Below are 24,011 nucleotides of genomic sequence, written 5' to 3' on the forward strand. Positions count from 1 at the left end.
ATCAGCGCCGCACTTCCTGACCCGGTGGTGCCCAGTCCGCGGGGCGGCCGGTGCGGTTGGAGAACTCCACCGACCACTGCCACCAACTGTGATCATCGGAGTGCCGCCACGCCGTCAGAATGCCCACCTCGCCACCAGCCAGCAGCACCGGTAGACCGTAGAGCTCCTCGTCTGGCCACACCTCGCTTCGCTGGATACGACCGCCGTCGAGCTCGAGCAGCGTCATGGGCGAATAGTCGCCGTCTCGGTCGAGGTCGGCGCGGGCCACGACCTCGCCGTCATCGGCGATCGCCTCCACCGACGCCTGGGCGGGCGCCGCATGGACCAGCACCCGTGAGAACCCGCCGGCGGTGGTACAGCGGGCGAACTCCAGCCCGTTCATACCCCCATCCCGGGTACGGAGGTTCCAAGTCCAGTTCATGCGCAGGCTCCCATCCAGAAATTCGGCACCTCGACACGGCCCCGAGACAGCAACTACTAGTCGGTATAGTACCCAGGCAACTGAGGCTCACACCACCACTCCTACCTTACTTAGGAGATCGGCCCGGAGCGCCCCCGATGGGGATTGAGATCGAAGCCTCGTAGCGTTGGGGTTCTGGGCCGTTCTAGAGTCCTGTTCTAGCCCTGTTCTAGCCCCCGAGAGTCGTGCAGCTTCCGTCAAACTCCGCAGCCTCGGTGTCCCCTGCGGCCCGGCGCCTGCCGACGCCACGCCGACGCCGCGGCGGCTCACCAATCCCTCCTCGGCACCTACGCTCCAGCATCTACGCCACGACCGAACCACCAATCCCACCGACCACCGGCGCCGACGTGAGGAGGGGCGCCGGCGCCCCCTCACCTGGTTGGTCATAACGAACCGAACCGCGCCGGCTGGGCAGCCGTCGGGCTCGAGGCCGGCCCGCCTGGCGGCTACCGTCCCGCCGGCCACCGGGGCGCGCGGCCGTGTCGTCAGCCACGCGGCAGCGTCCGCCCGTTCACACGGGTTTCCCACCCTCTTCCCCACTCCCGACCCCACGAGAGCGTTTATGGGGAAGGCCTCCCCTCCTTCCCTCGCTCCGCCGCTCTGGCATTCCCCACCCCCGTTCTGAACTGCGGCGACCAGCGCTGAGACAGGCAGAGGCCAGTTCCCCACCCCCCAGCCTTTCCTCCCCAGGCTCGCCACCCTCGCCTCCTCCAACCGGCTCTCTTGCTGACGTGCTCCGCGACGCCGGACCACAGACGACGGGCATCCAGGCTCACCGCGGTCGCCCGATCGGCTTGAGCCCGGCCGGAGCCGGTGGTCGCCGGGATCAGTCGCCGCCGCGCTCACCACGTTTCGGGTTCGCCAAGATCAGACCCTGATATTGCAGCGAGGTCCGGGATAGCCAGGTTCGGGTCGGGGAGCCGACGGGAAGAGCGGTATTGGGGGGCTTCGCCGACGTGTGGGGGTGCGCGGCGATGCGGGAGCGCTCCGAGGAGGTCGTGAGGGACCGTTCGAACGGTGCTCGGCGGTGCTCGGCGGTGCCATGGACGTGGGGGGGCCGCCCCTGGTGGGTTGAGGGCTTCGTGGCTGTCAGCGGGAGGGTAGATCAGGCGAAGTGTGGCAAGGCTCGCAGCTTGGCGAGCCCGGCGATGAAGGCCTCGGCGTGGGTGTAGGCGCGGGGTAACCGCAGCGTCAGGCGTCGTCCGTGACGGACGACCTTGGCCGCCACGTTGAGAAACGCCAGCCGCAGCCGCTTGCCCCGGCAGGTGGCGAACGCCTCGGGGAGCGCCAGCACCCGTATCCAGCGGGCCACGTTGTAGGCGAGCGCGGCGGCGTGCCACCACAGCCAGTTCCCGAAGAAGTTGGCGACCGGGGCGTGGCAGAGACCGAAATCGCCCTTCAGCTGGCGGATAGCTTCTTCTGGTCCGCCGCCGCGCAGGCGATGATGGTGTTCGACTTCAGCCACGGTGCGCAGGCGCGAGTCGATGTTGGTGATGATCGCGTGGAACCGCCACCCGTCGAGATCATCGAGGGATAGCTGCTCACCAGCGGAGGTGCGCTGGCGGCGCACGATCATCCGCAGGTGCCGCCCGGCGAAGTCGAAGTCGCACTCGGCGATCTCCGAGCCGGTCTTCGCCTCCGCACCCAACGCTGGCACCCAGGCAGTGGAGGTGTCGGCGGCGAGCGCATGAACGGCGGCGGCCACCCTGGTGGTCTTCTTGACTGTGATCGTAAAGACCATGTTGTGACGCTCGGCCGCTTCGATCACTTCTGCCTGGTAGCCGGCGGAGTCCACCCGCAGCAACAGCTGGTATCGGCCCCGGAGCGGAACGGGAACAGCGCTTACGCACTCGTCGACGAAACTGGCCAAGCCCCGCCCCGCGTTCGCGTTGCCGCCCCGGGCCCGCAGCCCGAGGACATCGCCGGTCTCGCCGCACACCCCGACCATCGGGGACAGACCGACCTCGTGCTTGTAGGAGAACGCCGCTCCCTCCTTGTGGCGTCCCGAGGTCTCGATCCACGTGGCATCAGGATCGATGGTCAAGATCCCCGGGGCCGGCGCCGCGCCCATCGCCCACGCCCGTCGAAGCATCGCACGGTTGACCGCGGCGGCCTTCTGCGCACGTCCGAGATCGGCACCGGCGATGAAACGATCAAGGGTCGAATGCGACGGCAGCACATGACCGCCTCGCAAGCGGGCGGTCGCCTCATCAGCGAGCAGCGACCGGTCGGAGAGGAACTCGCCGCCAGCCAGCTGGGTCTCCACCACCGCCCGATAGCACTCCCCGCCGGTGTAGCCACCCGGGCCGATCGGTCGCAGGCCGCGACGGTCACCCTCGGCCACCACACCGAGACGGTCGAGCATCTCCCCCCATAACGCCACCCCAGCCACGCCGGTCACCGAGTCCTCCGATGCTTCCACCACCGGATGAGCCACCGAGCGCTCCGCCCCGCCCACCACTCGGTCCCCCAGCTCGAAAACCAGCGCGTTACACTTCACCCGACAGGTGCTCCTCTCCAGCGATCATGCGGTATTTGGCGATTCGCATTCTCGCAGGTGAAGGAGCATCTGCCGCGTCTTCCAGCCCGTCAGGCCACACCCAGCTGCAATATCAGGGTCAGAACGCACGCAGTCACGTCAAGTTGCGCTCCTCGGCAAGCGCGGCGGTCTCTTTACCGTCCCCAACAGTTTGGCTCGAGGAGGCTCGCCTGCACCCAGGGAGCCACGACACACGCCATGCTGCTCACCCCCCGCCAGCACAGCGCAGCCCGGCAACGCGTTGACCCCGACGAGGGCAAGGACGGGGTTCGGGAAGGCGGGTGGCGTAAGCCGCACCCTTGCATTGCCAATGATCCCGGAGGGCCGGCCCGGCGCCTCCGGCGCCGGGTAGAAGCTGGCCCGGCGGCGCGGGGAGTTCGCGACAGGTGTCGGTCTGGCTGCCCGGTATGGGGTGGATGCTCACCATCGGACGGATCTTCGCCGGCCAGGGCTGGCGATACCTGTGGGACCAGGTCGCCGGCGACGCCGGCGACTACTACCTCGTCGACGTCGGCCGGGGAGAGGCACCCGGCCGGTGGGGCGGCGCCGCCGCCGAGCCTGAGCTGGGCCTGGAGGGCAGGGTCAGCGAGGAGCAGATGCGCCGTACCTTCGGCCGGCTCGCCCACCCCGCCACCGGAGCCCCGCTGGGGCGACCGCCGCGCCAGTTTCGCAGCATCGAGGAGCGCCTGAGCGCGGCCCGCGCCGTCCACGATCAGACCGAGACGGCCCGTTGGGTCGAGCGCGAACTCGCCCTGGTCGGCACCGGGACCGAGCGGGAGCGGATCGAGGCCGAAGTGGTCGCGTTCCGTTCCCGGGCCGACGAGCACTGGGCTGCCACCGAGGCGGCCATCCGCCGCGGCGGGCAACGTCAAGCCGTCGCCGGGTTCGACTTGACTTTCAGCCCACCGAAGTCCGTCAGCGTGCTGTGGGCCGCCGCCTCAGCCGAGGGACGCCAGAAGATCTGGGACGCTCACCACGAAGGGGTGGCGGCGGCGATGCGTTTCGTGGAGCGCGAAGCGGCCCTGTCCAGGACGGGGTATGACGGGGTGCGACACGTCGATACCACCGGGCTGGTCACCGCCTCGTTCGATCATCGGATGTCGAGGGCTGGTGACGTGCATGTCCACACGCATACGGCCACGCTCAACCGGGTCCGCTGCGCCGATGGGGAATGGCGGGCCCTGGACGGCCGGGCTCTCTACCGCGTTGCGGCCGCCGCGGGGGCGATCTACGACCGGGTCCGCGAGACGGCGTTGGAACGCGACCTCGGGGTCCGTCACCACGTAGACCCGGTCAGCGGCGCCCGCGAGATCGTCGGCGTCGACGCCGAGGTACGCCGGCTGTTCTCGACCCGGCGGGTGCAGATCGAAGGTCGCCTCGACGAACTGGTCGCCGCCTGGCGGGCCGAGCACGGCACGGACCCGTCGGAGTGGATGGTCACCCGGATGGCCGAATGGGCCCGCCTGGAGACCCGCGCCCCCAAAGGCCCGGACGAGACCACCCAAGCGGCGCTAGGACGGTGGGACGCCCAGTGCCGAACCGGGCTGGGACGATCCCTCGCCTCGGTGTGGCACGCGGCCACCAATCCCGACGGGTCAGGTCACCCCGACGATCCCGGAAGCCCGGCCGGCGGCGATGACCTGCTCGCCAGCGCGGTGCGAGCGGTCGATCAGGCCCGCTCGACCTGGACCCGCTACGACCTGGCCCGGGAACTGACCCGGCGCCTCCGGCTCGACCCGGCCCAGCCGGTCGATGCCGCCCTGGGCCAGGTCGACCAACTCATCGCAAAGGCCCTCGCCCCCGGCAACCGGTGCGGGATCGTCTCCCTCGCCGCCCCGCCCGCCTTCGTCTCCCCGACGTCGTTGCGCCGGGCCAGCGACGACACCTCCGTCTACACCGAGCACGGCGCCGACCGATACACCACCAACGTCGGGTTGGCAATCGAACGGCGCCTGCTCGCCACCGCCAGCGACACCAGCGGCCGACGTCTCGATGCCGACGCCGCCGCAGCCGTGGGGAGTGGTTTGGACGGTGACCAGGGGAGAGCGGTGGCCGCGGTCCTCACGTCCGGTCAGCGCCTGGATATCCTGGTCGGCCCGGCGGGGACGGGCAAGACGACCACCATGGGCGCGGTCGCCCAAGCGTGGACTAATGCGGGCGGGCAGGTGCTGGGAGTGTCGATCGCCGAGAACGCCACCCGGGTCCTCGCCGGCCACGCCGGCATCCAGGCGGTCAACGCGGCCAAGCTGATCTTCGAGTACACCAAACGCGCTCCCCACCGGCGTGGGGAACGTTGGTGGCAGGACACCTACGCCATCCACCCCGGCGCCCTCGTGATCCTCGACGAGGCCGGCATGGCGTCACGACAGACCATCGACGCCCTCGCCGCCATCTGCGCCCAAACCGACGCCAAGCTGCTGCTCGTCGGGGACCCCGAGCAGCTCCCCTCCCCCGACGCCGGGGGGACCTTCGAGCTCATTGCCACCCAGACGGGCGCCGCCACCCTCGGCCAAGTCCGCCGGTTCCGCCACCCCTGGGAACGGGCGGCCAGCCTCCGACTACGCGCCGGGGACGCCACGGTGCTCGCCGAGTACGACCGGCGGGCGCGGATCACCGGAGGCAGCGCGGCGGAAGCCGAAGACGCGGCGTTCGCCGCGGCGACGGCCGACCGGGCCCGCGGGCTCGACGTGTACCTCCTCGCCGATACCAACGACGTCGCCGCCCGCCTGGCCCGCCGAGTCCGCGACCAGCTCGTCGCCGCCGCAGCGGTGGACGACACCCGCACCGTCACCCTGGCCGACGGGAGCCACGCAGGCGTCGGCGACCAGATCGTCACCCGCGACAACGATCGCCTCAACAGGACCGGCGACGGGCGGTTCGTCGCCAACCGAGACCTGTGGACCGTCCAAGCCATCGCCGACAGCGGCGGGCTACGCGTTACCCGGGTCGACACCGACCAGACCGTCGACCTCGACGGAGCGTACGTGGCCGACCGGGTCCAACTGGCCTACGCGTCGACGATCCATGCCGCCCAGGGCGGCACCCGCGACGTCGCCCACACCGTGCTCACGCCCCGCTCCACCCGGACTAGCGCCTATGTCGGCCTCACCCGCGGCCGCGACGCGAACCACGCCTACATCGTCTGCACCCGACCCGAAGGCGCCGACACCGACGGCCCGGCCAACGACCCTCTCGCCGTGCTCACCGACATCCTGGAACGAACCGACCCCCCTGAAGGTACCGCCGCTCTCACCACCCAGACCGACGAAGCCACCCGAGCCGTCAGCCTGGGCACCCTGTACCCGATCTGGCAGGACCTCCTCGCCCACCATGGCGCTCGGCACGCCGAGACCGCCCTATATGCGATTGGCGGTGCCGATCTCGCTACCGCCACCATCGCCTCCCCCGCCTGGCCAGCACTCGCCGCCCGGCTCCGCCGGCTCGAGGCCGCCGGCATCGACTCCGCCGCCGCCCTCGCCGGCGCGGCCGCGCAACAGCCCCTCGACGACGCCGAGGACCTCGCCGCGGTGTTGCACTGGCGGCTCCGCCACACCGAGACCACCGCCACCGACCCGGCGCTGTCGTTCGCCCAGCTGAGCCCCAAAGGCCAAGGCGACGTGCCCGAGACCGCCCGGCAGGTCGCCGCCGCCATGGACCACCGCACCACCGTCCTCGCCCGCCAAGTCGAGGCCAACCCGCCCACCTGGGTCGACGCCCTCGGCGAACACCCCTCCGACAACGCCGAACATCACCGGGGCTGGCTGGCCCGGGCCGGGGTGGTCGCCGGCTACCGCGAAGCCTTCGGTATCACCACCGTCGACGACCCCATCGGTCCAGCCCCCACCGAGGACCGCGTCGACGCCCACGCCTGGTGGACCCGCGCCGCCGCCGCGCTCACCAACAGCGAAGCCCGCGCCCTCGCCGCCCTCCCCGCCGAGCGCCTCGAAGCCATCATCGACCAAGCGCACGCCCACCTCGCCCAAGCACCCCCTCCTGTGGCCGACCAGCTGCGCCGCACAGCCATCGCCCTCCGCGACGCCCACACCCGCCAAGGGACTGCCGTCGCCCACGGTGACACCGCTGCAGCGCGCACCGCCGCAGCCGACGCAGCCCGCCTCGCCCCGCAACTCGGCCGGCTCGAGCACGCCCAAGGCCTCCGGGACCGCTGGAGTCTCACCGCCGCCCGACTCGACGCCCAAGGCGCCGCATCGGAGGCGATACTCGCTGGCCGTCGGGCCGCACAAAAGGCCCGGCCGTACAACCAGGTCAACACCGAGACCCTCGTCCGGCAGCTCCGCACCGCGCGGGTTCGGGTCAACCAGGCCAACGCCACCGCGGAGCGCTACGACCACCAGGCCGAGCAGACCGCCGCCGGGATCGCCGTCCTGCTAGCCGAGATCGACCACACCGCCACCGTCGGGCCAGCACAAAGCCAAGCCCGCCAAACCGTCATCGCCGAACAACAAGCCGCCGCCCGCATCGCCGGCATCGACGCCGCCCTCGACGCCACCCGCCTCGGCCATCACACGATCCGCGGTGACCAGCGAGCCCGGCTCACCGCCGAACTCAACCAGCTCAGACACCACCACCCCGGCCTGGGCGGCAATGACCCAGCCCTCCGGTGGGACACCCTGATCGCTGACGGCAGAACCGCCGACCTCGACACCCTCGCCCAGCTCCGATCCCGCCACGACCAGGCAGCCACCGACCTCGACTGGTACCGCAACACCGCCACCCTGCTCCGAGCCGACGCCGACGAACAATCAAACGTTGTGACGGAAATCAAGGCCGAACTCACTGCTCGTACCAGCACTCCCCAAGACCCGGCACCAACACGCCAGCCCTCACCCCAAACCGCTCCGCACCCGGCAACACGCGCCGCCGTAGAACAGGACCACGTCACCACCACGTCGCCCAAGCCGTCCCAGGACTCGCCTCGAGCCGGACCCGTTTAGGACCGGCGGCATAGGACCGATTGCCGAATCGCTCATCAATATGGCGCCACACGTCGGTTTCCGACAGTCAGGCTTGCTGAAGGCTTCCGACGCAAACGAAGGACCGACGCGTCGACCGTCCTGTGCCAGCCAGGAACCGGCGCCACCTAGTCGGGCAGATGGCTCCTGGGGACGGACGGGTTGAGTGCCCGCCAGGTCAGCGACCGGCCCGAAGCCTCATGAAGTATCCCGGTCTGAGCCAGGACGACCTGGCGCCCGTTAGGGAACCGGGCGACAACCATGCTGGGCTTCGTTGCGCGTACGGCCGCAATCAGCTCGAGGTCAGCCTTCGGTTGTGGTCCGCCTGAGTTCGCCGGCGTGTCGAAGGACGGGCCGGGCAGCGTGCAACCCAGCACCAGGATGCCGTTCTCCGTCGTAATGTCGGTAACCGCTGCCGTGACGTCCGTCCCCCACGAGACAGCCACATACGCGCCGTCGACTGGCTTGGTAGCCGCCAGTTCTTCGGCCAAGTCAGCCGACACTGCTCGCTCCAGTCGGTCCACGAGTAGGCCGACGCAGTCACCCCCCGTGATCGTCTCGATGCTGGCTGCCTGAACCCCAAGATGCTCCAGCTGCCTGCACACATCTTCGGGGCGCGGGTTGACCACAACGAGCCTCGTCTCCGGCGTCAACCGCTCGCGGAGCATTCCGACTGTCACCATGTCGGTACGCGGGAGGCTGTAGCCGACCAAGTACACCTCGTCGGCGGACTCAACCGCCTGCGCTGCCCGCCGCCACAGTTCTCGGGTCAGCGGGTTGGCATAGAAGGCTGACTTCAACGCGTTCGGCGGAACGATGAAGCGAGATCGCCCGGGCAGCTCTCGCTCTCGCTCAGCGAGTCCCTTGGGCTCGGGCCGCTCGATTCCGGTTGTGACCCAACGATTGATCGTGCCACCCGTCGAGTCTCCCGGCACCCACCACCAGTTCAGGGAGCCATGAAGCTTCAGGAGCCGGAAGGTCTCCTCGTGCGATTCTGCCCAGCGCATGTTCGCAGCCGGACGCATCGGCATGTGGTCGAGGGCGTCGGAGTGCTCTGCTCGGCGGTTCGCCTCCCAGTCCCAGAGACAATGCTCATCGACCGCCTGCTCGACCAAGGTGTCGTAGTTGAACGACACCACCGTCGATCGCCACGCGTGCATCACAGCAACGAACCTGAGCAATATCCCTATAGCCGGCGGGGTTGACCACCACACCTCACGTTGCCGCTCCTCCACCACGTCGCCAATCGCCCGGGAGAGCTGAGCGAAGACCGCCCGTTGCTGGAAGTTCTCCGCTTCATCCAAGTCCGGCTGGTCCTCGGCCAAGCGTGACAACCACTCCTCGAATGTGCCCCCCACGAAAGTCATCGGCACTCGCACCGTCGTCGTAGGGAGGCGAGCAACCGCCAGCTCCCCCAACTCGTCGGTGATCGGCATACGCGACGAAAACGCCACCGAGAACCCAGCACCGAGGATGAACACTCGTTTCGTCATCAACCGTGACGGTACCGCCGCTCCGTCGGGTCGACCCGCACCCAGGTTGCCGGGCATCACGGACCGGAACGAGATTGCCTGACCGTCGGCCAGCTCCCGGTAGCCGGGCATCTCGACGCCGGAGAAGTTGAGCGAAGACCGTCCCCTTGACACTCGGCGGGACGAGAACTCCCCATCCTTCGTTCGCGTGCCACACCTGACGGTTCCCGCAGCCGACTGGTCGACGCTCACGCGCCTCACGCCAAGCACGATAGGCAAAAGATCCTTGCCGTCACCGCCGAGTGTCGCTCCGGTACCTGCGACGGATCCGAAAGGTCGTTCCACCCCAGGGTCCACGCTCGGCGGTCGATGATGTCAACCTTGCGATCAGAACAGGGCGACGGGAGCCAACCGCACGACCACGCCTTCGTGGCTCTTCGCGCTGGTCCGCTCCACCCGCCCCTCGTCAGCCAGCTGGCGCACGGCTGGGTCTACGTGTGTCTTCTTAAACACCGTTTGGAGGAGTGCGTGGTCCTTCAGGGCTGCCAGAGATCGCTCTCCCCCGTCCAGGAGATCCATGATCTGCCGTCGCAGGAGGGTCAGGTCGGGGTTGTTGTTCACTACCTCGAAGGAGAGTTGGTTCACGTCGCGAGGATCGCGAAATCGCTGGCCGTTCACCTTGTCGACCGACCACATGGCGTTCTTCATCTTGTCGACGCCAAGGGAGCTCGTGGTGCCGAACACGAGCAGCAGCTCGTGGCCGCCCTCGTCGACCATCTCGAAGGTGAGTGTGTGCGGGAACCCCGCGTCAGCGAGCCGGGCCAGATAGTGGCTGACGAGGAACGACTTCTTCGACTCGGTCGGCAGGTCGGCCACGGCCCGCCAATCCGTGCTCCCGAAGACGAGATCGCCGGCTGTGACGTCGTCGAGTGACGCGAACCGAGTGAACCATTGAGTCTGGACGGTGACCAAAACCTCGCTGGACCGATTCTTCCCGACCCGCTCCACGATCGCGTATGGCGTGTCGACGCCCCAGCCGTCGAGGTTGACGAACATCGGGCCACCCCATGCCCCTGCCGCTTCGAGCACCGGCAGGAGTGACTCCTGGCAGCGGGCGTTTACGGTGGTGAGCTTGGTCCGGTGACTACTGAGCTGGCAGCGCTCGATCAGGCCCGTCAGGTGGTCGAGTCGGTCGGCGCGCTCCTCGATGAAGACCATCCGAAGCTCCGTCTCATGACCGGACACGCCGGGTGCGGTCGCCGCTCGAAGCGCTATGACCGGCGACCCCCAGCCACCGTCGGTGTACTCACCCGGACCGGCGAACGCGTCGACGTAGGTAATGCCTGTGCTCGCCCAGCTCGACGCCATGATCGGAAACCACGCCTTGAGGTATTCGGCGAGCATGGCGTGCTTCGCCTCGGTGTGTGGGTCTCGATTCCACAGAACCTCCGAGGGCAGGGCCATCACACGGCCAAGGCAACAGGCATTTCGTCCCACGTCCTGCCGTCCAGCTCCCTCCCGCCCGACTTGGGGGTGTGACCGCCCCATTGCTTGAAGAAGAAAGCCGTCCTCGCCTCGGCGCACGCGTCCCGCAGCGCTCTCGCCCAGGTCGTCGACAACGGTCGAGCGCCGTGACCGGATTCTCCACCAGCGATCAACCAGTCGATCCCGTCGAGGTCGAGTTCGACTGGGCCGATCAGCGGCTCGGCCGATACGAACCTGACGGCGGATCCGACCGACCGGAGATGGTTGACCCTGAAGGCGTAGCTCTGTGACTCCACCGATACGCCCATCCACACGTTCGGCGGCCAGTCGAGCGAATCGGCCAAATTGGCCAGGCGTTTCGACCGCTTCGTGAGCACTTGGTAGGTATGGCGGGGAGTTGCAGCCATGACCTCGAACACCCGCCGGATGTAGTCGTCCGTGACCCGCTCGTGGAAGAGGTCGGACATCGAGTTCACGAATACGACCCGCGGGCGAGCCCACGAGTGCGGCAGCCCGAGGGTCTCGGGGTGAAGGGTGAGCCCGAATCCCGGTCCACTGGTCCGTGGGTCCCCGTCCGCCTGGTACTTCTCCTGACCCATCGCCTTCAGACGCTTCGCCAGAGTCAGGGCATAACAGTGGTCGCATCCTGGAGACGTCCGGTCGCATCCGGTCGTCGGGTTCCAGGTCAGCTCAGTCCACTCGATTGCAGACTCGGCCATGAGCGCGGACACCTTCCTTCAAGGGTCTCCGCCCCGGCTAACCCTATCGGGCGCTGTCATCGACCGTCAGGTCCGACCCAGCCCGACATCGTCGTCTCGCTCCGGCCAGTGCCGGTGCTGACGGTGAAGTGGATCAGCTCGGGGAGCGTTCGACGAACCGGAGCTCCGCCCCCAAGGCGTCACCAATACGAGCGAGGGTCCGCTCGGTCGGATTGGCCGAGCCGCGCTCGATGCGGCTGATGTCGCCCTGGTTGATCCCGGTACGCTCAGCCAGGTCCCCCTGGGTTAGCCCCCGGCGCTCCCGGAGTGCGGTGACCTGCCCGGCGATGCTGTAGACCCGCTCGAAGACTGCCTGTTGGGCCTGAGCGGCACCCGACAGACGGCTCCGGCGTTCGACGGTTGCGTCCTCGTAACTACGGCTCATCATCATCTCCTCCAGCACCCAGTATGGGGTACGTCCCATACTGATGTCAAGGCTGGCGCTGTCGTCGGGGCATTCCCGTCAGTGTCGAGAGCGTCGAGTGCTGTCCCCGCCCGCGCGTCCCCGGCCCGCGGCCTTCTGTCTGCGCTTCTGCTGCTCGTTCCAGGCCGTGAGGTACTTCCGGGCCTGAGTGATATCGCGTTCTTGGCGTTTCGCCGAGGGGTCCTTGGCCTTGTCGTAACCGGAGAGCAGGAGGACGACCTTGTCTCCGTAGAAGTGCACGAAGACGCGTAGCAGGATCGCCCGGGGAGGGCTGATCGCGTTGGCCGCCTCGTCGGCGTCGACCCCGCCGAACATTTGCTCGATCTCCGCAGCATCATGTCGGACACGGAACTCGTGGAGCCCGGTTCCAAGAGGCTTGAGCCACTCGGTCCGCACGAGGTCGAGGCCTCGAGGGGCAAGAACGGCCCTCAGCGCAGCATCAAGGGCCGCCCAGGTGAAGTCGTCGAGGTTGTCAGCAAACGTCGTAAAGGGCTCAGCCCCATCGTCGGTCGCAAACACCTCCAGCTTCCACGGCGCCGTTGGGTCTCTCGGTGGGTGCGCGGCGCCCGGCATCACGAGCACCGTATCCGGACGCGGCAACCCCAACGGCGAGCGAGAGGTAGCCGAAGAGTTCCTTTCGGCATCGTTCCTCCAACCAACAGGCTTCAGCCTGCCCGGTACCAGGTGAGCTTCAACACCGACCGACCCGGGAGATCCAGTGACCATCATCGCCCAACCAACCGCCGCCAATCCGGCCAAGCTGCTCGATTATCAGGAGCTGAGCACTTGGCTCAACGACAGCGTCCGCCATCTCCGTCGCCTCGTCAATGAGCGGCGCATCCCCTATGTCAAGGTCGGTCACTTCGTGCGGTTCGACCCCGAACAAGTTCGCCGTTGGCTTGAGGACAATGCCAACGCGGCAATCACGATGCCGGTACCCGCTGCGGCCCTTCCTCGCAGCCGTCCACCCGCCCGACACTGACCGTCGGGTCACGCAGCGTCGCCTGCGGTTGCCGCTTGGCCGCTCTCACGCCTGGGAGCGGCACGACGCTTCGGCCCCTTCTTGGGCCCGGCCAGCGCGGCGCTGATCCGCTTGTTGCCGAGCGCTTCGTCGCCCTCCAAGACGCCGGCGTAGGTCGAGACCAGCGTCTCGACACTGTGGCCCATGCGCTTCGCGACCTCGCCGAGGGGGACCCCGGCTCGCAGCCAGGTTGTCGCTGCGGCGTGCCGGCAGTCGTAGACGCGCAGTTCTGGGCAGCCGCATTCCCGCTGCGCCCTGTGCAGGGTCCGGGCCCAGTTCGATCGCGTCGGAGGCGCACCGGTGCGGGTCCGGAAGAGTAAGTCGTCGCCGGAGAAACCGCTGTCGTCTATCCATGCTCGAAGCAGGCCGACCAACTCGGGTGGGATCGGCACCGTCCGGGGTCCCGTCTTCGGTTCCCCCGGCTCGTCGAAGGAGACGTCTGCCTCCGTTACGTGCAGGCGACCCCATCCTCTTTTCGGGAGCTCGAGTGCGTGAGCGCGCAGCATGACGACTTCGGACGGACGAAGTCCGGCGTAGTAAGCGACGGCGGTCATAACCCGGTACTTGCGGCTCCCGGGCTGGTGGCTGACGATGGCATCGAGGATGCGCGCCATCGCGGGCGGGTCGGGCAAGTTGCGGACCGCTACCGCTTTCTTGACCCGGGTTGCCTTTCGCTTGGATCGGCCTCGGGGCGCGGGCGGCCACGGATCGGCGGGAATGATCCCCACGTCCACCGCTCGCTGGATGCAGGCTTTGGACACCTTCCGGTACCGGGCCGACGTGGACGGGGCGAGAGGTTTCCCTACGACGCTCACGCCCAGACCACCGTCCACATCTATCCCCGCGAGCATTGGCCGGGTGAGCTGTCCGAGTTGGAGGCTCCACTGCTCCAACCATCGTCCTGCTGCGTCGTCGACCCGAGGACCGTCCGGCGCCAGCGACGACGCAAGGTGAGCGCGCAGCGTGGCCGGGGGCGGCGGTGCCATCGGAGCGACTAGGAGGGGTACCAGGCGGGCGATAGCTTCGACAGCCGAGACTCGGGTGCGCGGTGCCCACTCCGGCCACTGCTCCGCCAGCCACCGCCGAGCCCACTGATGAACCTGGATCTCGTCGGGTGCCGGCTGCCAGGACATCGGCTCGCCCGTCGCCGCATCGAACGGCTCGCCATGCTGCACGGCCACCAGCAGGGCCGTGCGGAACCGCTCGGCTTCGCCCTTGGTGCGGTAGGAGCGGGCGAAGAAGCGTCCGTTCAGCTTCCAGCGGACGATGTGCGGCTTCTTGTGGCGGTCGCCGGAGCGGTGCTGGATGGACCACACGGCGACATCTGCCAGGGGTCGCCCGCTAGGTACCACGCTTCGCGGGAGGGACGCGGGAGGAACTGCACTCATGCTTGATGATACCGCCTATCACCTGGGCTTTTGTAAATTAAGGACACCGGCCTCCGGAGCCGGTTGCGGAGGTTCGAATCCTCCCGGGGGCACCATGGAATGAGGCCCTGACCAGCACCACGTGCAGGTCAGGGTCTTCTGTAGTGAAACGGTCCGTTTCCATCGACGCCGAAATCGCGGTGGCTGCAGAAGCTGCTGCCGCCGGGAATGGGGTGTCCTTCAGCGCCTGGCTGTCCGATGCGACTCATCGGCAGTTGCTCGTACGCGAGGGCCTGCGTGGAGTCGCCGGGTGGGAGGCGACGGCTGGCCCCCTGTGGCCACCGACCTACGACACCGGCGCGTTGGTGGGCGCCGAGCGCAAGACGTTCCCGTTACGACAAACTGCGACCGGTGATGTCGAGGAGGTGGTGCTGCACCTCGTGGGCGTTGCGGCGGAGTATGTCGATCGCTGCCAGTTCGCCGAACAGGTCGTGGCGGGTGGTCAGATCCTGTGGTGTCGTCGTAGCGGTGGTGACCCAGTTGGCGGTGGCCTGACGCAGCGCGTGCAGGCCGACGGGGATGGACAACATTGAGTAGTTGCGAGCTGCAGCCAAGCCGTTTTCGTCCCAGCATGGGATGCCGGTGTCGGGATCGAGGGTGATCGTCCAGAGCCGTTCCACGCCGATGTGCAGAACGTCCACGACATGCCAGAGGTACATGCCTGCCGACCACCGCCCGTTTTCGGCCGCTGGTCGCGGGCTGACCCCGGCGAGCGCGGCTGCATAAGTGGCGGGGCAGGCGGCCACGATGTCGATCGCGCTGGATGCCGGAACGGCCCAGTCGAACCCGCACTCAGCGCAGACTGGGTTTTCTGGCCCCCACCGCATGCGTGGGAGGGTAGTGCCTGCTAGCAAATGGGACGCTCGCTGTCTCCGCAAGCGCTCCAAGCCGGTCGTTCACGCTGGTGTCAGCTCTCAGCCGATGGCTTGAAGCCAACCGTCCGCCCAGCAACCACCGTGGTGCCTGACACGCAGTTGTTCATGCCTCTTGGCGGGCGCTCCGGTCGCGGCGTGCGATGGCCGTGGCAGAAAGGGAAGCAACCTCACCTCTGGGATAAGTACGTCGTATGATGGCGACGTGACTACGACAGCGATTGATTGGCGTGGCCTCGCCGACGACGTTGGCATTGCCGCCGAGGCGCTGCGCCGGTCGGAGGTCGTCCCGCCCGAGGTCGAGCAGCTGGTTGACGGACTCGGCGACCGGTTGTCTGCGGACCGGCCGATGCATCTGATCGCTGATCCCTACCTCACGACGTCGTTGTTCGCAGCGGCCTACATGGCCGAGAAGGCGCTGCGCCATGATGACGAGAGGTTGCGGCGACGGGACCTTCGTGTGGCGCTGGAGCGCGTCCGCCGTGCCCTTCGTGACATCGACTCCAACCGGCCGTTCTCGCCGGAGGTCCCAGTCCGGGATGTCCTCGCTGCGACCGTCGACGCCCTTTCAGCTTCGCAGGGTGATCTAGCGGCGCTGTTGCGGGTGTCGGTCCGCCAGCTCCAGCGGTGGCTGGCCGACGACGGAGTGCAGCCCGCCGGGAACGACGAAGCCCGAGTCCGAATCGTCGGTCAGACCGTCAACCAGCTCCGCCACGTGTTCACCGGTCCCGGCGTCCTGGCGTGGTTCGGGCGAACCCACCCCACACTTCACGAACCCCCCGCAGTGCTGCTGGCCGACCCGGTCCGGTATCCGGAGCTCTTGGCGGCCGCGACGGGGGCTCGCAGCATGACCGGGTGAAGGTGGAGGTCACCGCCTACCGCCACGCCGCCTACGACACCCCGTGGTGGGCGGCGCCGAGCAGCCGCGCCGGCCGGTTTCACCGGGCCTCCGACGCCACGGTCCAGTACCTAGCACTGCACCCACTAGGACCGGCCGCAGAGGTCCTCCGCCACAACGTCGGCCCCGAGGGTAATCCCGACGATGTCCGCCTCAACCTGTGGGCAGTCCGCGTCGAGCTTGACGGCGTCCTGACCATTGGCTTCGACCGCTGCCCCGAGTACGCCATCACCCCCGACGAATTGGTCGGCGACGACTACGGCCCCACGCAGCGTCTGGCCGACACGCTCCGCAACCGTGGCGCAGGCGGTGTGCGGGTGCCCTCTGCAGCCCTGCCTGGGACCGACAACCTCGTCCTGTTCGGGCCGCGCCTGCTCATCCCCTACATGGCAGAGCCGACCGACGACATCGACGCGCCCTCCGGCCATCTGACCGATCGAGGCCGACCTCCCGGCGAGGTCGCGTCGGTGGTCCGGTGGTTCGGGCACCGGCACCAGGGCCTCGAGCAGTGGAGGAGCGAGGGCCGAGTCGAGGCGTTGGAGGATCCCCGCCCGACTCGCTGGTGACAAGCCGCCGAGCCCGGTACGGGCGGCCTGATCGGGAGCTAGACCCCGGAACGCAGTGCTCCTCCAAGCGCAGCCTCGATGCGCTCGTTCGCCAATGGCTCGCCACCTTCGAGAGCGCCGGTGTAGGTCGACACCAGGGTCTCGACGCTGTGCCCCATCCGTTTGGCTACGTCGCCGAGCGGGACACCCACCCGGAGCCATGTCGTCGCCGCAGCGTGGCGGCAGTCGTAGATCCATCACCTGATAGGTCCGACTTGCCGGCTGGTGGCTCGCATTGCCTCGATGAACTGCGCCATCGTGGCCGGCGATGGGAGGTTGCGGATCGAGACCGCCCTCCGGACGCGGGGCAGATTTGCGGGTCGACCGGCCCCGGGGTGCCGGTGGCCATGGATCGGTGCGGAGGTTCGAATCCTCCCCGGGGCACCACCACCAAGCGGACCCTGACCAGCACATAGGTGCAGGTCAGGGTCTGGTGGCGTTAGACCTCACGACGCCCGGTTGGGTCGCTCCGGCAGCATCGACGCCAACCCGTCGAGCACCAGCTCCAGCCCCCGGCGAAACGCGGTCTCCAGCCGATCGGGGTCGTGGGGGGCTTCGGCGTCGATGATCACCCGGCTGAGCAGCGGGTACCGGCCGCTTTCGACCAGCTCGCGGACGTAGGGGGCTTGCTGGCGCATCCACGCGTCGTTGTCCAGCCCCGATCGACGTATCGCGTCCCGGTCGCCGATCTCCTCGAGGGCTCGGCCGCGGGTGAAAGCGTCGACCGTCTCGACCATCGTCAGCATGTCGTCGATGCCGACGCCGAGCCCGTCGAGGCCGCGCAGCACCCGCTCGAAGGTCGCCGCAGTGTTGGGCCCGAGGCTGGTGCGCCCTGCGCCCTCGACGACCATCCACGGGTGCTTTTGGATCATGGCCCGAAGCGCCCGGGCGTAGGACCGTAGGTGGGAGCGCCAGTCGCGCCCGGCGCGGATCCGCATGTCGGAGCCCATCACGGCGTCGGCCATCAACTCGATCAGCTCGTCTTTGCTCTCGACGTAACGGTAGAGGGACGCGGCGCCGACTCCGAGATCGGCTGCGAGGCCCCGCATGGACAGGTCCTCGAGGCCCTCGGCGTCGGCCAGCCGGACGGCAGCCGCCGCGATCTCCTGGCGGGTGAGCGACGGCGCGGGGCCGCGAGACGCTCGCGCCGGGCGGTTCCAGATCACCTCGGGCACAGAAGTCATTGCGAACACTGTACCCAGTCGTGTACCGTCTTCACCATAACTGCGAACGCTGTACTCAGTAACAGCCCGGAGAGGAGACATTCGTGACCGCAGGCACATCGCCCCCCGTACCGATCGCCGTGGCCGAGGGTCGCGTCGCGCTCCGATGGGTCATCTTCGCCGTCGTCCTCGCGGCCAACGTCATGGACCTGATGGACGCCACCATCGTCAACGTTGCCGGCCCCTCCATCCGTTCGGCTCTCGGTGGCAGCCCGTCGACGTTGCAGTGGCTACCCGCCGGGTACACGCTGGCGCTGGCCGTCCTCCTGATCACCAGCGGCAGGCTCGGCGACATGTTCGGCCGGCGGCGGATGTTCCTCGTCGGTTCTGCCGGCTTCACCTTCTTCTCGGCCGCCTGCGCGGCTGCGCCGTCGATGGGCGTCCTGATCGGCCTGCGCGTCCTGCAAGGGGCGTTCGGGGCGATGATGATCCCGCAGGGTTTCGGCATGCTGAAGGAATCCTTCGCGGAGGATGAGATGGCGAAGGTCTTCGGCGCCTTCGGTCCGACGATGGGGCTGTCGATGCTCGCGGCGCCGATCCTCGCCGGCGGCTTGATCGAGGCCAACCTGTGGGGCACCGGCTGGCGACTGCTGTTTCTCATCAACGTCCCGATCGGCGTGGCTACCTTCGCCGGCGGGGTGCGGGTCCTGCCCCGCACCGTCACCCACCCCGGCATCGGCCTCGACGTCCTTGGCACCGCGCTGGTCGGCATGGCCCTGACCGCCCTGATCTACCCCCTCATCGAGGGTCGCTCCGACGGGTGGCCGGCGTGGACCTTCGTCATGCTCGCCGCCGGCGTGGTCCTGCTCGGAGGCTTCGTGCTCTCGGGCCGCCGTCGCGGCATCGACCCGCTGATCCAGCCGTCGCTGCTGACCAACCGGTCCTACACCAGCGGCGTGCTCGTCGCGCTGGCGTTCTTCGGGACCTTTGCCGGGCTGCTCCTCTGCGTTTCCGTTTTCGTCCAACTCGGCGAAGGATTCTCGCCGATCCGGGCCGGCCTGACCCTGCTCCCGATGGTGGTCGGGATGATCGCCGGGATGGCGGGCGGGTTGGCGCTCGTCAAGCCGCTCGGCCGGCGCGTCCTGCACCTGGGGATCGCGGTGGTCGCCGCCGGCACCGTCACCTTGGCCGTCACGATGTCAGGGCTGCACCACGCGTCGATCCGGGACCTGGCCCCGGCGCTGGTGCTCATCGGGCTCGGCTTCGGCGGGAGCACCGGGCAGCTGTTCGAGTTCCTGCTCGCCGGGGTCAGCATGGACGAGGTCGGCTCGGCGTCCGGTGTCCTCGAGGCGGTGCAGCAGTTCTCCAGCGCGGCGGGCGTCGCAGCCCTCGGCACGGTGTTCTTTGGCGCCTACGCCCACCACGTCCCCACCCATGCCCTCGCGCTCACCGCGTGGGCCTGCCTCGTCCCGATCGCAGCCACGTTCGGACTGGTGTTCATGCTCCCGGAGCGACCCCTCGAATCGACGGTCACATGACCGGTCGGGCCGCCCCGCCCTGACGGGCATCGGGGCAGTCCCTTATGTTCTGGCTGACGATGACCGATTGCTTCGGTGAGTTAGCCACGGCATCGCTCGGGTACTGGTACCGCCGGCGCCACTGACCCGCGGAGACGCGACCCATGCACACAACCCACGCCGCGGCGACCGTGTCCGCCGACAGGCTCAGCGGCGCGACCCTCCCCCGGGTCGTAGCGGCCTGGCAGCGCCCCTCCGCTCGGCGGAAGCTGCAGGTGGCGCTGGGGGTGGCCTGGCTAGTCGACGCCGCCCTCCAGTACCAGCCCTCCATGTTCGCCCGGGCCTTCGTCACCGACACCATCGAACCCACCGCCAGCGGTGCGCCGTGGGTCGTGGCCCACCCGACCCTGTGGGCGTCGCACCTCATGATCCACCACATCGCGGTCTACAACAGCGTCTTCGCCACCGTGCAGCTGGTCATCGCCCTGGCGATCTTCCACCGGCCGCTGGTCCGATTCGGGCTCGGGCTGTCGGTCGCGTGGGGCCTAGGGGTGTGGTGGCTGGCCGAGGGCATCGGTGGGATCTTCGACAACGCGTCCCCGCTCACGGGGGCCCCCGGAGCGGTGCTGCTCTACGTCGTGGTCGCGCTGCTCGTGTGGCCGCGCCCGGCCGGGGGCGCCGAGCCCGGCGCGTCGGTCGCGGAGCAGGGGGCGCTCGGGGCGCGTCCCTCGAGGCTGGCGTGGAGCGCCCTGTGGGCCGGTTTCGTCCTGCTCGTGCTGGAGCGAACCAATCGGGCGCCCTCGGCCGTCCATGACCTGATCCTCGGCGGCGAGCGCGGGGAGCCGGCGTGGATCAAGGCGATCGACCGGGTACTCGCCGCGCTGGCCGCCCACCACGGCAACGAGATCTCGATCGGGCTGGCCGTCGCGTTCGCGGCGGTCGGGCTGTCGGTTTGGGACCGGCGCACCGCCCGCGCCGGGGTGCTGGTGGCCGCCGCGCTCGGGTTGGTCATCTGGCTGGTCGAGGACCTCGGCGCCATCGCCACCGGTGCGGGGACCGATCTCAATTCCGGGCCGCTCCTGATCCTCCTGGCAGCCTGCTTTTGGCCCCTGCCGGAGGCGGCAGGTCAGCTGCCTCCGCGTGATCCCGGCGCCGGAGGCCCGTCCACGCCTAGATAGGCATAGAGGTTCTCAGCGAACTTCTGGCCGGCGCGAGCCATCATCGTGGCCATCACCCCTTCGACTGCGCGTCGCGACACCGACGGCAACGGCAGCTCGATGTGCAAGGTGAGGTGGACCGAGAGATGGGTGCCGCCGCCGGGGAGATCGGAGAGGGTGTAGGTCCCCTGGGCGCCGGCCCGCTCCCGCGACCCCGGCGGCGGGCGGTGCTCGTAAGTCAGGCGGCGGCCCTCGTCGAAGGTCATCTCCTCGGTGAACGACGGGACGACCCGGGCGCCCAGCGCGGCGATCGGCTTCAGCTGCCAGCACCAGCGATCACCGTCGGCGGAGATCCGGTCGATCACCGGCGTCAGCTCGGCGAGCCGGTCGGGGGAGGTCACGACGTCCCAGATCTTCTCTCGCGGGGCCGGGACGTCGGCTTCCGACACGTTGGTCGACTCGAACCTTGCCATCCACCCCATGTACCCCGTTGCGGCCGGTCCCACCGCCTCGGCCGCCGGCGCCGGCTTCACCCGCACCTCGCCTGGCCCTATCGGTAGTGTCGGGTCCGATGCCGCCCCGGAGACGACTCGTGTTCACCCTCTGCGCCGCGGCCTGCGTCGCCGTGGCCGGATGCGGCGGCTCGACGGCGTCGCCCGCGTCGAGCAACCCCCGGACCCTGCTGAGCGACGCCAAGGCGGTCCTCGACCGCAGCCCGTCCGTGCACTTCGTGCTGACCAGCGCCGGCGCGACCGGGTCGGGGACGATCATCACCGGCGGCAGCGGCGACATCGCCCGTCCCGACACCATGCAGGGACAGTTCACCGTCGAGCAGTCCGGGTTCTCCGCGTCGATCGGCATCCTCGCCAAAGGCGCCCAGTTCTACGCCAAGCTGCCGTTCTCCTCGCGCTACACCGCGACCAACCCGGCGACCTACGGGGTGGGCAACCCGGCGCAGCTGATCTCCCCCACCAGCGGGCTGAGCAGCCTGCTGCTGGTGATCAGCCAACCCCGCCTGGGGCCGACGACACGCATCGGCTCCGAGGTCGTCGACCAGGTGGAGGGCACCGTGCCAGGCAGCGCGGTGCCGGTGCTGCCCGACGCCAACCGCTCCGTGCCCGTCGCGGTCACCGCCGCGATCGTCCCGAGCAGCCACCAGCTTCGGCGCATCACCCTGCAAGGGCCCTTCACCTCCGCCGCGCAGTCCACCTACACCGTGGTGCTGTCCAACTACGGCGAAGCGGTGCACGTGACGCTTCCTGGTGGATGAACCCGGTCCGTCCGGGGCCATGACCGCCGCCCGGGCGGTCACCCGGTGGCAGCTGGCGTTCGCCGCGGGGGCGGTACTGCTGGCCGCGGCCGACACCTACGTCGTGGTCGTGGCGCTGCCGTCGATCATGACCGGGGTCGGCCTCGGCATCGACCACCTGGAACGGGCCACGCCGATCGTCAGCGGCTTCCTCCTCGGATACGTCGCCATGCTCCCGTTGCTCGGCCGCCTCTCCGACCTGGTCGGCAGGACGCCCGTGTTCGTCGGGTGCCTGCTGGCCTTCGGGAGCGGCTCGCTGCTGACCGCCACCGCGCACTCGCTCTCGGTGGTGGTGGCCGGGCGGGCCGTCCAAGGTCTCGGCGGGGGCGGCCTGGTGCCGGTGACCCTGGCGCTGGTCGCCGAGCGCTGGCCACCGGAGACGAGGGGCCTGCCGCTCGGCGTGGTGGGAGCGGTGCAAGAGCTCGGCAGCGTCCTCGGGCCGCTCTACGGGGCAGCGATCGTCACCGCCGCCAGCTGGCGGACGATCTTCTGGATCAACCTCCCGCTCTCCGCCGCCCTCGGGATCGCCTTCCTCGCCGCCGGTGCCGGCAGGCAGCGGGCCACCGGCGGCCAGCAGGCGAGCGGCGGGCAGGAGGCAGCCGGGCAGCGGTCAGCCGGGCAGCGGTCAGCCGGGCAGCGGTCAGCCGGGCAGCAGAGCGGGATGCGGTCGGGCAGTCACGGCCCGGGAAGCGACGGGCGGCCCGACTCGGTCGGCGCAGTCCTGGCTCTAGGCGGTGCCGGGCTCATCGGCTTGGGGCTGTGGGCACCGGCGTCGCTGGTCGACTCGGTCCGCTGGGGCGGGTACTGGACCCCCGAAGTCGGCGGCAGCGCGTGGGTCGGGCTGACCACGCCCGTCGCCCTTGCGGGGGTGGCGGCGCTCGGCGCGTTTGTCGTGTGGGAGCTGGCAGCACCCGCCACCTTCCGGCGGCTCTGCGACCTGCGCCGCCTCCCTGCGGTGCTGGCCGGAGCCGATCTGCCGGGAGCGGCGCTGCTCGCCGGGCTCCTGGCGTGCGTGGTCATCTCGTTCTCCACCGCGGACCCGACCAAGCAGGTCACCGCCAGCAGCACCCCGGTGCTGGCGCCGCTGGCGGTGGTGCTCGCAGCCGCCTTCGTGTGGCGCCAGCGGCGGGCCCGCAACCCGCTGTTGGAGCTGGGAGCGCTCCGCCGGCGCGGCGCGTGGGGGGCCATGGCGGTCAACCTGGCTCTCGGCGGGGCGTTGATGGCCGCCCTCGTCGACGTCCCGTTCTTCGCCCGGACGACCCGCTACCCGCACTCCCAGGTCGGCGCGGCGCTGGTGCTGGTCCGCTTCCTCGTCGCCGTCCCCGTCGGCGCCCTCGCCGGCGGGGTGTTGTGCCGCCGGCGCTCGTGGGGGCCCGCGGTCGCCGCCGGCGGCGCCACGGTGGCGGCGCTGGCCTTCGCGGCGATGAGCGGCTGGGGGACCGCAGCGCTCTCCACCCCGCTGCACGTCGGGGGCAGCTCCATCGGGTTCGGTGCCACAGACGTCGAGCTGGCGGTGTGCGGTTTGGGTTTCGGTCTGGCCATCGCCCCGGTCAACGCGGCCGTGCTCGATTCGGTCGCCCCCCGCCTTCACGGCGTGGCCAGCGCGCTGGTCGTCGTGGCCCGCAGCGTGGGCATGCTCGCAGGCCTCTCCGCTCTCACCGCTCTCGGGGTGCGCCGCTTCTACGAGGCACAAGCCCGCATCGGCACGCCGCTGACCCTGTGCCCGGCGGACCCGGCCCACTGCCCCGCCTACGACCGGGCCACCAACGCCGCACTGCTCCAAGAGCTGCACACCGTCTTCGCCGGCGCCGCGGTTTGCGCCGGCATCGGGGCGGTCCTGGCGCTGGCCCTGCTCGGGGTCCGGCGGGAGGCATCGAAGGCCCCCGCCCCGGCCAGCGAGGCCCAGACGATCCCCTGAGCCGTCGCCCCCG

Annotated in this window: 20 protein-coding genes and 1 tRNA gene; 9 read left to right on the forward strand and 12 right to left on the reverse strand. The window is 69.4% G+C overall.

All coding sequences use genetic code 11. From position 1 onward, the window contains the following. Position 1: 1 nt before the first annotated feature. On the reverse strand, positions 2-421 hold the full coding sequence (locus K6U06_RS15525; protein WP_262322864.1) for a hypothetical protein: 420 nt from the start codon (positions 419-421) through the stop codon (positions 2-4). 1,144 nt (positions 422-1,565) lie between these two features. Beyond that, the gene (locus tag K6U06_RS15530) at positions 1,566-2,960 is read right to left on the reverse strand and encodes an IS1380 family transposase (RefSeq protein ID WP_262322865.1); all 1,395 of its coding nucleotides are present in this window, start codon (positions 2,958-2,960) and stop codon (positions 1,566-1,568) included. 425 nt (positions 2,961-3,385) lie between these two features. On the opposite strand from K6U06_RS15530, the gene mobF reads away from it, so the two are divergent. After that, entirely contained in the window at positions 3,386-7,954 is a 4,569-nt protein-coding gene (gene mobF, locus K6U06_RS15535) for a MobF family relaxase (protein WP_262322866.1), read from the forward strand. Positions 7,955-8,100: 146 nt separating this feature from the next. On the opposite strand, the gene K6U06_RS15540 is transcribed toward mobF, so the two are convergent. From K6U06_RS15540 to K6U06_RS15560, 5 genes are all read right to left on the reverse strand, one after another. Next, positions 8,101-9,465: an SIR2 family protein gene (locus K6U06_RS15540; protein ID WP_262322867.1), complete on the reverse strand. Its 1,365-nt coding sequence runs from the start codon at positions 9,463-9,465 to the stop codon at positions 8,101-8,103. Between the two features lie 366 nt (positions 9,466-9,831). Beyond that, positions 9,832-10,992, reverse strand: coding sequence for a three-Cys-motif partner protein TcmP (locus K6U06_RS15545; protein WP_316044724.1), 1,161 nt, complete (start codon positions 10,990-10,992; stop codon positions 9,832-9,834). Next, the gene (locus tag K6U06_RS15550) at positions 10,908-11,648 is read right to left on the reverse strand and encodes a DUF5131 family protein (protein ID WP_262322869.1); all 741 of its coding nucleotides are present in this window, start codon (positions 11,646-11,648) and stop codon (positions 10,908-10,910) included. Before K6U06_RS15550 ends, K6U06_RS15545 begins: the two co-directional genes overlap by 85 nt. 133 nt (positions 11,649-11,781) lie before the next feature. Beyond that, the gene (locus K6U06_RS15555) at positions 11,782-12,111 is read right to left on the reverse strand and encodes a helix-turn-helix domain-containing protein (RefSeq protein ID WP_262322870.1); all 330 of its coding nucleotides are present in this window, start codon (positions 12,109-12,111) and stop codon (positions 11,782-11,784) included. A gap of 39 nt (positions 12,112-12,150) precedes the next feature. Next, on the reverse strand, positions 12,151-12,630 hold the full coding sequence (locus K6U06_RS15560; RefSeq protein WP_262322871.1) for a hypothetical protein: 480 nt from the start codon (positions 12,628-12,630) through the stop codon (positions 12,151-12,153). A 199-nt stretch (positions 12,631-12,829) separates the two neighbouring features. Here K6U06_RS15560 and K6U06_RS15565 point away from each other — a divergent pair, with 199 nt between their 5' ends. Beyond that, the gene (locus tag K6U06_RS15565) at positions 12,830-13,093 is read left to right on the forward strand and encodes a helix-turn-helix domain-containing protein (protein WP_262322872.1); all 264 of its coding nucleotides are present in this window, start codon (positions 12,830-12,832) and stop codon (positions 13,091-13,093) included. 8 nt (positions 13,094-13,101) lie between these two features. Here the strand turns inward: K6U06_RS15565 and K6U06_RS15570 are convergent, their stop codons facing one another. Together K6U06_RS15570 and K6U06_RS15575 are read right to left on the reverse strand one after the other, a co-directional pair. Next, positions 13,102-14,448 carry a tyrosine-type recombinase/integrase gene (locus tag K6U06_RS15570; RefSeq protein WP_262322873.1) on the reverse strand — a complete coding sequence of 449 codons (1,347 nt, stop codon included), beginning with the start codon at positions 14,446-14,448 and terminating at the stop codon, positions 13,102-13,104. A gap of 443 nt (positions 14,449-14,891) precedes the next feature. Then, entirely contained in the window at positions 14,892-15,446 is a 555-nt protein-coding gene (locus tag K6U06_RS15575) for a DinB family protein (RefSeq protein ID WP_316044725.1), read from the reverse strand. Positions 15,447-15,636: 190 nt separating this feature from the next. Between K6U06_RS15575 and K6U06_RS15580 the strand changes: the two genes are divergently transcribed. After that, complete coding sequence (locus K6U06_RS15580) at positions 15,637-16,290, forward strand: hypothetical protein (protein WP_262322874.1); 654 nt, start codon at positions 15,637-15,639, stop codon at positions 16,288-16,290. Further along, a complete protein-coding gene (locus K6U06_RS15585; RefSeq protein ID WP_262322875.1) occupies positions 16,287-16,895 on the forward strand; it encodes an RES family NAD+ phosphorylase in 609 nt (202 codons plus the stop codon). The genes K6U06_RS15580 and K6U06_RS15585 overlap by 4 nt, the downstream gene beginning before the upstream one ends. Before the next feature lie 38 nt (positions 16,896-16,933). Here the strand turns inward: K6U06_RS15585 and K6U06_RS15590 are convergent, their stop codons facing one another. Next, positions 16,934-17,086, reverse strand: a complete 153-nt coding sequence (locus K6U06_RS15590; RefSeq protein ID WP_262322876.1) for a hypothetical protein — start codon at positions 17,084-17,086, stop codon at positions 16,934-16,936. 175 nt (positions 17,087-17,261) lie between these two features. Between K6U06_RS15590 and K6U06_RS15595 the strand changes: the two genes are divergently transcribed. Next, a tRNA-OTHER gene (locus K6U06_RS15595) sits at positions 17,262-17,321 on the forward strand. Positions 17,322-17,380: 59 nt separating this feature from the next. Here the strand turns inward: K6U06_RS15595 and K6U06_RS15600 are convergent. Next, the gene (locus K6U06_RS15600; protein WP_262322877.1) at positions 17,381-18,118 is read right to left on the reverse strand and encodes a TetR/AcrR family transcriptional regulator; all 738 of its coding nucleotides are present in this window, start codon (positions 18,116-18,118) and stop codon (positions 17,381-17,383) included. A gap of 83 nt (positions 18,119-18,201) precedes the next feature. Between K6U06_RS15600 and K6U06_RS15605 the strand changes: the two genes are divergently transcribed. Both K6U06_RS15605 and K6U06_RS15610 read left to right on the forward strand, forming a co-directional pair. Further along, positions 18,202-19,635: an MFS transporter gene (locus tag K6U06_RS15605; RefSeq protein ID WP_262322878.1), complete on the forward strand. Its 1,434-nt coding sequence runs from the start codon at positions 18,202-18,204 to the stop codon at positions 19,633-19,635. 143 nt (positions 19,636-19,778) lie between these two features. Then, positions 19,779-20,792 carry a hypothetical protein gene (locus K6U06_RS15610; protein WP_262322879.1) on the forward strand — a complete coding sequence of 338 codons (1,014 nt, stop codon included), beginning with the start codon at positions 19,779-19,781 and terminating at the stop codon, positions 20,790-20,792. On the opposite strand, the gene K6U06_RS15615 is transcribed toward K6U06_RS15610, so the two are convergent. Continuing rightward, on the reverse strand, positions 20,741-21,244 hold the full coding sequence (locus K6U06_RS15615) for a CoxG family protein (protein WP_262322880.1): 504 nt from the start codon (positions 21,242-21,244) through the stop codon (positions 20,741-20,743). The genes K6U06_RS15610 and K6U06_RS15615 overlap by 52 nt on opposite strands. A gap of 98 nt (positions 21,245-21,342) precedes the next feature. Here K6U06_RS15615 and K6U06_RS15620 point away from each other — a divergent pair, with 98 nt between their 5' ends. Next, complete coding sequence (locus K6U06_RS15620) at positions 21,343-22,041, forward strand: LppX_LprAFG lipoprotein (RefSeq protein WP_262322881.1); 699 nt, start codon at positions 21,343-21,345, stop codon at positions 22,039-22,041. Continuing rightward, on the forward strand, positions 22,034-23,998 hold the full coding sequence (locus tag K6U06_RS15625; protein ID WP_262322882.1) for an MFS transporter: 1,965 nt from the start codon (positions 22,034-22,036) through the stop codon (positions 23,996-23,998). Before K6U06_RS15620 ends, K6U06_RS15625 begins: the two co-directional genes overlap by 8 nt. Positions 23,999-24,011 lie beyond the last annotated feature (13 nt).

Origin of the sequence: Acidiferrimicrobium sp. IK, from assembly GCF_025499425.1 — a bacterium.
GTDB lineage: Bacteria > Actinomycetota > Acidimicrobiia > Acidimicrobiales > Palsa-688 > Acidiferrimicrobium.